The sequence below is a fragment of the Nocardioides sp. P5_C9_2 genome, from assembly GCF_054049555.1.
In genome coordinates this window covers 1-6,414 of sequence record NZ_JBFUMD010000197.1, presented here as the reverse complement: position 1 = coordinate 6,414, position 6,414 = coordinate 1, and the positions used below count along the sequence as shown (strand labels likewise).

General features: G+C 71.9%; 6 protein-coding genes. 2 read left to right on the top strand and 4 right to left on the bottom strand.

Annotation, left to right across the window (positions count from 1 at the left end):
- Positions 1 to 526, bottom strand: a 526-nt coding sequence (locus ACXJKL_RS11410) for a helix-turn-helix domain-containing protein (protein WP_457207165.1), incomplete at its 3' end; no start/stop codon positions are given.
- 124 nt (positions 527 to 650) lie between these two features.
- Between ACXJKL_RS11410 and ACXJKL_RS11405 the strand changes: the two genes are divergently transcribed.
- Together ACXJKL_RS11405 and ACXJKL_RS11400 are read left to right on the top strand one after the other, a co-directional pair.
- Positions 651 to 1,862, top strand: coding sequence for an acetyl-CoA C-acetyltransferase (locus ACXJKL_RS11405; RefSeq protein WP_457207164.1), 1,212 nt, complete (start codon positions 651 to 653; stop codon positions 1,860 to 1,862).
- 17 nt (positions 1,863 to 1,879) lie between these two features.
- Entirely contained in the window at positions 1,880 to 4,114 is a 2,235-nt protein-coding gene (locus tag ACXJKL_RS11400; RefSeq protein ID WP_457207163.1) for a 3-hydroxyacyl-CoA dehydrogenase NAD-binding domain-containing protein, read from the top strand.
- Positions 4,115 to 4,148: 34 nt separating this feature from the next.
- Here the strand turns inward: ACXJKL_RS11400 and ACXJKL_RS11395 are convergent, their stop codons facing one another.
- From ACXJKL_RS11395 to ACXJKL_RS11385, 3 genes are all read right to left on the bottom strand, one after another.
- Complete coding sequence (locus ACXJKL_RS11395; RefSeq protein ID WP_457207162.1) at positions 4,149 to 4,994, bottom strand: hypothetical protein; 846 nt, start codon at positions 4,992 to 4,994, stop codon at positions 4,149 to 4,151.
- Positions 4,987 to 5,520 (bottom strand): RNA polymerase sigma factor, encoded by a 534-nt coding sequence (locus tag ACXJKL_RS11390; RefSeq protein WP_457207161.1) that lies wholly within the window; start codon positions 5,518 to 5,520, stop codon positions 4,987 to 4,989. The genes ACXJKL_RS11395 and ACXJKL_RS11390 overlap by 8 nt, the downstream gene beginning before the upstream one ends.
- Before the next feature lie 132 nt (positions 5,521 to 5,652).
- On the bottom strand, positions 5,653 to 6,414 hold a 762-nt coding region (locus tag ACXJKL_RS11385), incomplete at its 5' end, for a hypothetical protein (RefSeq protein ID WP_457207160.1).

Below are 6,414 nucleotides of genomic sequence, written 5' to 3'. Positions count from 1 at the left end.
GCACCATCTCGCGCAGCTGCTCGGGGGTGCCGCCGGCGTCGCGGACGGGCGGCCAGACGAGCGTCCGGACGATCTCCGAGAGCTCGGCGGCCACCTGCCGGCCGTGCTCGGCGTACACCTCGGCCACCGCGGCCGCGGCCTCCGGCGGCACGCCCAGGCCGGCCAGGCCCTCGGCGACGTCGACGTGCCGCTCGCCGGTGACCGGCGCCAGCAGGGACAGGTGGAGGGCGATGTCCGAGGGGGTGGCGTCGGCGGGGATGCGCTCGACGTACTTCTCGATCGCGGCCAGCGTGAAGCCGTGGCCCTGCAGCTCGCGGACCAGCTCGAGCCGGGCGACGTGCTCGGAGGAGTAGTAGCCGGAGCGTCCGCGACGGATCGGCGGCGGGACGAGGCCGCGCGAGGTGTAGAAGCGGACGTTGCGCACGCTGGTGCCGACCCGCTCGGTGAGCTCGTCGAGGGTCAGGAGGAGGTCGTCGTACACCTCCGACTCGGAGTCGGGTCCGGCGTCGCGTGCGGCGTCGGTCATCGTCGTCCCTCCTCGGGCGTGAGCCGGGCCACATCGGTTGACCACGGTGACAGTGATGGTGTCACAATCGAGGGGCGGGTCTCCACACCCGCTCGACTCCACCTCTCGACACCGAAGGACGGTCATGGCAGAGGCATTCATCTACGACCACATCCGTACGCCCCGCGGCAAGGGCAAGGCGGTCGGCACCCTGCACGAGGTCAAGCCGGTCGACCTGGTGGTCGGACTGCTCGACGAGGTGCGCACACGCAACCCCGGCCTCGACCCCGCCCGCGTGGACGACGTGGTGCTGGGCGTGGTGTCGCCCCTCGGCGACCAGGGCGGCGACATCGCCAAGACCGCGGCGCTCGCGGCGGGCTACCCCGAGACCGTGGCCGGCGTGCAGCTCAACCGCTTCTGCGCCTCCGGGCTCGAGGCGGTCAACCAGGCGGCCTCCCGCGTCCGCGGCGGCTTCGAGGACCTCATCCTCGCCGGCGGCGTGGAGTCGATGAGCYGKGTCCCGATSGGCTCCGACGGCGGCGCCTGGGCCATGGACCCGGCCACCGCGCTCACCACCGGCTTCGTCCCGCAGGGCATCGGTGCCGACCTGATCGCCACCATCGAGGGCTGGAACCGCGGTGACGTGGACGCCTTCRCCGCCGAGTCGCACCACCGGGCCGCCAAGGCGTGGGCCAACGGCTACTTCTCCGACGCCGTGATCCCGGTCCGCGACCGCAACGGCCTCACCGTGCTGGACCACGACGAGACGATCCGCCCCGACACCAGCCCCGAGGGCCTGGCCGGCCTCAAGCCGTCCTTCGCCCAGATCGGCCGCGACGCCGGCTTCGACGACGTGGCGCTGGAGAAGTACCACTGGGTCGAGCGCATCGACCACGTCCACCACGCCGGCAACAGCTCCGGCATCGTCGACGGCGCCGCGATCATGGCCATCGGCAGCGAGCAGGTCGGCACCGACCTCGGCCTGACCCCTCGCGCGCGGATCATCGCCACCGCGGTCTCCGGTGCCGACCCGACGATCATGCTCACCGGGCCCGCCCCGGCCGCCCGCAAGGCGCTGGCCAAGGCCGGTCTCGAGGTGGAGCACATCGACCTCTTCGAGATCAACGAGGCCTTCGCGGCCGTCGCGATGCGCTTCATGCGCGACCTGGGCATCTCCCACGACATCACCAACGTCAACGGCGGCGCGATCGCGATGGGCCACCCCCTCGGCGCCACCGGCGCGATGATCCTCGGCACCCTCGTCGACGAGCTCGCCCGCCGCGACCAGAAGCGCGGCCTGGCCACGCTCTGCGTCGGCGGAGGCATGGGCATCGCCACCATCGTCGAGCTCGTCTGAAAGGCAGACACCCACCCATGAGCAGCACCACCACCAGCACCGACCAGCAGACCGCCGTCCGCTACGAGCGCGACGCCGACGGCATCGTCACCCYCACCCTCGACGACCCCACGTCGCGGGCCAACACCATGACCGAGCTGTACCAGCGGTCGATGGACGAGGTCGTCGACCGGCTGTACGCCGAGCAGGACGACGTCGTCGGCGTCGTCGTCGCGAGCGCCAAGAAGACCTTCTTCGCCGGCGGCAACCTCACGCTGATGTCGCAGGCCACCCCCGACGACGCCCAGCGGATCTTCGAGTCCGGAGAGGCGATCAAGGCCGGGCTGCGCCGTCTCGAGCGCTTCCCGCGCCCGGTCGTCGCCGCGATCAACGGCGCCGCGCTCGGTGGTGGCCTGGAGATCGCGCTCGCGGCCAACCACCGCATCGCCGTCGACGACCGGTCGGTCAAGATCGGCCTGCCCGAGTCCACCCTCGGCCTGCTCCCCGGCGGCGGCGGCGTGACGCGCGTCGTACGCATGCTCGGTCTGCAGACCGCACTCATGGACGTGCTGATGCCCGGCACCCAGTTCGACCCGCAGGGCGCGCTGGCCAAGGGCCTCGTCGACGAGCTGCTGCCCACCCGCGAGGAGCTCGTACCGGCCGCGAAGGCGTGGATCCTCGCGCACCGCGACGACGAGGAGGCGGCCACCAAGCCGTGGGACCGCGCCGGCTACAAGATGCCCGGCGGCACGCCGAGGACCCCGGCGCTGGCGCAGTTCCTGCCCGCCTTCCCGGCGCTGCTGCGCAAGCAGACCAAGGGCGCCGTCTACCCCGCCCCGCGCGCGATCCTCAGCGCCGCGGTCGAGGGCGCGCAGGTCGACTTCGACACCGCCTCGCGCATCGAGTCGCGCTACCTCACCAGCCTGATCGTCAACCAGGGCTCCACGAACATGATCCAGGCGTTCTTCTTCGACCTGCAGGCGATCAACTCCGGGTCGCTGCGGCCCGAGGGCATCGAGCGCTGGAAGGCCACCAAGGTCGGCGTCCTCGGCGCCGGGATGATGGGCGCGGGCATCGCCTACTCGTGCGCCCGCGCGGGCATGCAGGTCGTGCTCAAGGACGTCTCGACCGAGAATGCCGAGAAGGGCAAGGCCTACACCGCCACGCTCAACGCCAAGGGCGTCGAGCGCGGCAAGATCACCCAGGAGAAGGCCGACGAGCTGCTCGACCGGATCACCGCGACCGGTGACGCCGCCGACCTGGTGGGCTGCGACCTGGTCATCGAGGCGGTGTTCGAGGACCCGGCGCTCAAGGCCCGGGTCTTCGCCGAGGTGATGCCCTTCGTCAACGACGACGCGCTGCTCTGCTCCAACACCTCGACGCTGCCGATCACCGAGCTCGCCGAGGGCATCGAGCGCCCCGCCGACTTCATCGGGCTGCACTTCTTCAGCCCCGTCGACAAGATGCCGCTGGTCGAGATCATCCGCGGCAAGGACACCTCCGACGTGGCGCTGGCCAAGGCGTACGACGTCGTCCAGCAGATCCGCAAGACCCCGATCGTGGTCAACGACTCCCGCGGCTTCTACACCTCGCGGGTCATCGGCACGCAGATCAACGAGGGCCTGACGATGCTCGCCGAGGGCGCGCACCCGATGTCGCTGGAGCGGGCCGCCACCCAGGCCGGCTTCCCGGTCGGGCCGCTGCAGATCAGCGACGAGCTCAACATGGAGCTGATGGCCAAGATCCGCACGGCCACCGCCGACGCCGCCGTCCGCGAGGGTCGCGCGCTGCCGGAGGACCGGGCCGGCGAGGTGATCGCCACGATGATCGAGGCGGGCCGTCCGTCGCGCCTCAAGGGTGCCGGCTTCTACGAGTACGACGAGTCCGGCCGCCGGGCGGGGCTGTGGAAGGAGCTCGGCGAGACGTTCCCGGTCGCCGATGAGCAGATCCCCTTCGCGGACATGAAGGACCGGATGCTCTTCATCGAGGCGCTGGAGACCGCGAAGTGCTTCGAGGAGGGGGTCATCACCTCCGCCGCCGCGGCCAACATCGGCTCGATCATGGGCATCGGCTTCCCTGCCAGCACCGGCGGGGCCGCGCAGTTCATGACCGGCTACCAGGCCCTCGACGAGCGCGGGCGTCCCGTCGGCGAGATCGGCCTCGGCGCCTTCCTGGCCCGTGCCGACGATCTCGCGGAGACGTACGGCGAGCGGTTCCGGCCCACGGCGTACCTCCGCGACCTGCACGCGAGGGGTGAATCCTTCCCCGCCTGAGGTGAGAGGGCAGTTCCGTGCCGCTGGGGCGTGCTCAGTCCCGCCACGGGAGGTGGCGGGGGTGCAGCTCGATCGTGTCCGCCATGCCCTGCAGCTCCGCGACGGTGCTGCGCGGTGCGTTGCGGCTCCACGCCGTCATCACGAGGAGGGGTTCGCCGTCCACGTCGACCAGCCAGAGGTCGTAGGTGCCACCGAGACCGAGATCGCCGATCCGGCCCTCGGTGGCGCCGAACATCCCGCCGTACGGGCAGACGGGCTCCCGCCGGCTGTCCCGCATGCCGAGGTGGACGGCGGGATGGCCGAACCGGGTCGTGGTGTCGGGACCGGACGTCACCTCCAGACGGGGCAGCTCCATGAGTGCCGCCAGCACCTCCTCGGAGCCTGCGCCGATGAGGAAGTTCGTGTCGCAGTCGCCCTCCGAGAGGGAGTCGACCTCGGTCACGACCAGACCGGCGTACCACGGGGACCGACGCAGCGCTCGCCCGTTGTCCGACCCGGCCGGTCCGACTCCCGCGAACAGGTCGGGCCCGTACTGCGCGTTCCAGCCGTCCGGGATCGTGACCTGCGCGGCAGGGAGCGTCACGTCGGCGTAGGGCGTGAGGTCGTAGGTGCCCCCCGGGAGGGTGGTCATCGTGGGGCCGGGCCACGGCGTGGCGATCGAGGACGGATCGGGTCCACCAGCGGGCCGGGGGGCGTCGGGTGCCCCGTCCGTCGCGGCCACGAAGCCGGCCACGCCGAGCGTGCAGGCAGCGATCAGGGCCACCGTCGCGTGCCGCCGGCGTCGACGGGCGCGCCCGGCGGCCTCGATCGTCTCGAACGCCGGTACCGGAGTGCTGGCCTCGGCCTTCTCACGGAACGCCTCCAGCAGTCGCTCAGACATGGTCGGCACCTTCCTCGGAGTGGTCGAGCAGTACGGCGAGCGCGTCCCGGCCGCGGCTCAGGCGCGACTTGACGGTCCCGGTCGGCACGCCGAGCTCGTCCGCGATCTCGTGGACGGGCAGGTCCGCGAGGTAGTGCAGGGCGATGACCTGCCGCTGCGGCTCCGGCAGGTCCCGGAGGGCGGTGATGATCTCGAGGTGGTCCTCGAGGGCTGCCGGGTCCCGCGGCGCCACCATCAGGTCGCGGGCGCGCTGGCCGTTGCGCCGCTTGCGCCACCTGCTGCGGTGCGCGTGGATGGCCGTCGTGCGCAGCCACGCCTCGGGGTTCTCCACCCGCAGGAAGCGGCGTCCGGCGGTGGCCGCCCGGACGAAGGCCTCCTGGACCACGTCCTCCGCCTCGTCGAAGTCACCGGTGACGCCGTAGAGCTGCACCACGAGCTTGCGATAGCTCGCGTCGAACACGTCGCGGAGGGACACGCGGTCCCCGAGATCCGGCATCCGCCCGAAGGTGATGGAGTCTTCGTCCATGCCGGCCTCCTGGCTGGGATGACCACAACGACTCCCCAGCGACCCACGAGGTTCCGTGTCGCTGCGGACTTCTTCCCCGGTGCCCGACGGGGTCTCGATGCAGCAGGCTCACTGCTGCTCACGGTCGCGCAATTACTCACGGTCGCGCAATGCGATGGAGTCCTCGATACCCCACAGTGCCGCCACGTCGGACCTCGGTGCGCCGCGCGTCCACCCGGCCCATACCAGCAGGGGCTCACCGTCCACGTCAATGATGCAGGCGTCGTACGTGGTGCCGCCGTAGCGCCCGGAGACCGGTCCACGCGAGGTCTCGAACAGGGGGACGCCCGGGCAGACGAGCTGCCTGCGGTGCTCGCGCAAGCGCAGTCGCACGGCCGTGCGACCGGAGCGGATCGTGCGTTCGGGACCGGAGATCACGTCGAGACGGGGGGCGTCCGCCAGGGCCCGCACCAACGACGCCGGGCCCCCGACCGTGACGTCCTTCGAGGTGCAGTCCCGCTGGGTGACCCCGGTGACCTCCGCGACGAGCAGCCCGACGTACGAGCCGCGGTCCTCGGCGAAGACCAGCTCGTCGTACATCACCTGGGCAACCAGCCCGTCGCGCCTGCCCGGGCCGAGCCACGCGGTCCACCGCGTCGGGACGGTGATCCGCACGGCCGGGAGGGTGGAGCCCTCCGACGCCGACAGCTCGTAGGTGCCGTTCGCCGGCGTGGTCATCCGGGCGGGGTCCGTCTCCGTGGGCGCGGACGCCTCGGCAGGTCCCGGACCGGGGGACTCGCCGTCCACCCCGGTCAGGAAGGCGGTAGCGGCGAGCACGAACGTCGCCAGGGCGACTGCCACCGCGTGCCGGCGCCGCCGCCTCGCCAGACCGGCGGCCTCGACCAGGTCGAAGGC